Raw genomic sequence first — 2319 nt, 5'->3', positions numbered from 1 at the left:
GGGCCGGACCTTGCGAGGTCCGGCCCGCCGTCGTTCGTGGTGGGAGGGGTATCGGGTCAGGCGGCGCGGTCCGTCCGTTCCTCGTGGTGGGCGGTTGCCGCACGGGAGCCGGCCCGTGCGGCCGGTGCCGTCCTGGCGGGTGCCGTGGCCGCGGGGCGCGAGCGGGCGGCGTCGGCGTGGGCTGCCTGTGCGGGGGCGCGACGGGTGGCTGGGGCGTCAACGGTGACGCCCTCCTGCTGCCACGAGAAGCCGAAGGCCAGTGCCGGGACCACCTTGTTGGCGAGGGACGCTCCTGCCATGACCCCCACGAACGCCACCGGCACCGCAGCCACGACGTCCAGGGGGTAGTGGGCCCCGGAGTACATGCGGGCCAGGCCCACCAGCGCCACGCCCAGGGAACCCCAGAGCAGGATGGTGCGCCGGCTGCGGGCGCGCGAGGCCACGAGGCTCAGGGCCAGGACGATGGCCACCACGGCGCCCGTGTGCGAGGAGGGGAAGGACAGGGAGCCGGTGACCGCGCCCAGGGGGTCGCCGGAGAGCTCGGGACGCGGTCGCTCCACCGCGACCTTGACGAGCCCGACGGCCGCCCACCCTGCCAGGGCGGTGATGCCGAAGCCCACGGCATCCAGGGGCCGACGCCGGATCACGGCCAACCACCCGATGACGGCCGCGATGATCAGGACCACGGCCCCGTTGGACAGGGCCATCTGCACCACGGTGGCCACGGTGTCCAGAAGAACGTTGCGATGCTGGGAGATCCCCTCGAGCAACGCGGTTTCCCCGGCGGTGATCTGCGGTGACAGCACCAGCAGACGACCGATTGTCGCTGTCAGCAGCACCACGACCAGGGGAACGGCCACGCGGTGACGCAACTGCGGCAACTGCCACGGGGACCCGCCCGGCGAGGGGGAAGAATACTGCGCCGGATTGGTCATGCACCAATGGTGACACGAGACACCGAGTGATTCCTGAACCGGGCGTGTCGTGAGCTGTGTGGCGGGCACGGCGGACAGTTTCACGTGAAACGTTTGTGGTAAAACAACCCATAGTCTTTTGATACCTATATATTCATATGTAATGGGATACAAAACCGGGGTTGCGGCCGCGTGCGCCCGGCCTTTCCTGGGAACTCCGTGTGTCGAATGCACCGCCCGAACGATGACTACACTCAGGCGTCACGAAGTGTTCGGGAACGGAAGGGACGCCGATGTCCTCCATGTCGTCTCACCCCACCACCGCGCCGGGGGGTGCCGCAGCCCCCGGCTCACAGGCGGCCCTGCGCGTGGCGAACCGTCGTCGCGTGGTGGACGCGGTGCGGTCCCTGGGGGACGTCACCCAGGCGGGCATCGCACGCGAGACGGCACTGGCGCCGTCGACGGTCTCCTCGATCGTCAAGGAGCTCACCGCGTGCGACCTCCTCGCCGTCGAGGGCGAGCACGGGGGCAGGCGGGGACAGCGCGTGCGGTTCAGCGCGAGCGCCGGCTTCCTGCTGGGGGTGGACGTGGGCCACCGTCACGTGGAGGTGGCGGTGGCGGACCTGAACCTCACCATCCGCGCCCGACGCCGCACGGACCTGCCCGCGGGGCACCGCGCCACCGAGGTGCTCGCCACCGCACGCGAGATCCTCTCCGAGCTGCGCACCGGGCTGGGGATCACCGCGGACAGGGTGCTGCGGGCGGGCCTCACCCTGCCCGCCCCCGTGGACGCGGACGGAAAGGGCCTCGACTCGCGGGCGATCCTGCCGCACTGGGCGGGGCTCGACGTGCAGGCCACCGCCTCACGTGTCCTGGACTGCCCGGTGGTCGTGGAGAACGACGCGAACGCCGGTGCCGTGGGCGAGCACACCCTGGGTGCGGGGCGAGGCGTGCAGGACATGGCCTACCTCAAGGTCTCGCACGGCGTGGGCGCCGGTCTCGTGCTGGGAGGGCGGCTCTACCGCGGAGCCAGCGGAGCCGCCGGGGAGATCGGGCACGTCACCCTGGACGAGCGGGCCGGGCTGTGCCGCTGCGGCAACCGGGGGTGCCTGGAGACCTTCGTCTCCAGCTCGGCGGTGCTGGAGCTCGTCCGCCCCTCGGGTCGGCAGCCCCGCAGCGTGCGGGACGTGGTGGACGCCGCCCTGGCGGGGGACCCCGGGTGCAGCCGGGTGGTCGCGGACACCGGGAGGCTGCTCGGCGGCGCAGTGGCGCAGCTGTGCAACCTTCTGAACCCGGAGCTCGTGGTGCTGGGAGGGGACCTCTCCCGGGCGGGCGAGCTCGTGCTGGCCCCCCTGGACGAGTCCGTCCGGCGCTACGCCCTGCACGGCGGCACGCACCCGCGGAC

2 protein-coding genes are annotated in these 2319 nt (G+C 72.1%); one reads left to right on the top strand and one right to left on the bottom strand.

The genetic code is table 11. The features are described from left to right. Positions 1-56: 56 nt before the first annotated feature. Positions 57-935 carry a phosphatase PAP2 family protein gene (locus CWC38_RS11610; protein WP_121846864.1) on the bottom strand — a complete coding sequence of 293 codons (879 nt, stop codon included), beginning with the start codon at positions 933-935 and terminating at the stop codon, positions 57-59. A gap of 281 nt (positions 936-1216) precedes the next feature. Here CWC38_RS11610 and CWC38_RS11605 point away from each other — a divergent pair. Then, positions 1217-2319, top strand: a 1103-nt coding sequence (locus tag CWC38_RS11605) for an ROK family transcriptional regulator (protein ID WP_133306263.1), incomplete at its 3' end; no start/stop codon positions are given.

Source organism: Kocuria tytonicola, from assembly GCF_003687455.1.
Taxonomy (GTDB): Bacteria; Actinomycetota; Actinomycetes; order Actinomycetales; family Micrococcaceae; genus Kocuria; species Kocuria tytonicola.
The sequence above is the reverse complement of the archived record's forward strand: the minus strand, read 5'-3'. Positions and strand labels throughout refer to the sequence as shown.

Excerpts from the sequence above, each read along its gene's own strand:
- CWC38_RS11610 (WP_121846864.1), bottom strand. The coding sequence starts at position 935 with ATGACCAATCCGGCGCAGTATTCTTCCCCCTCGCCGGGCGGGTCCCCG.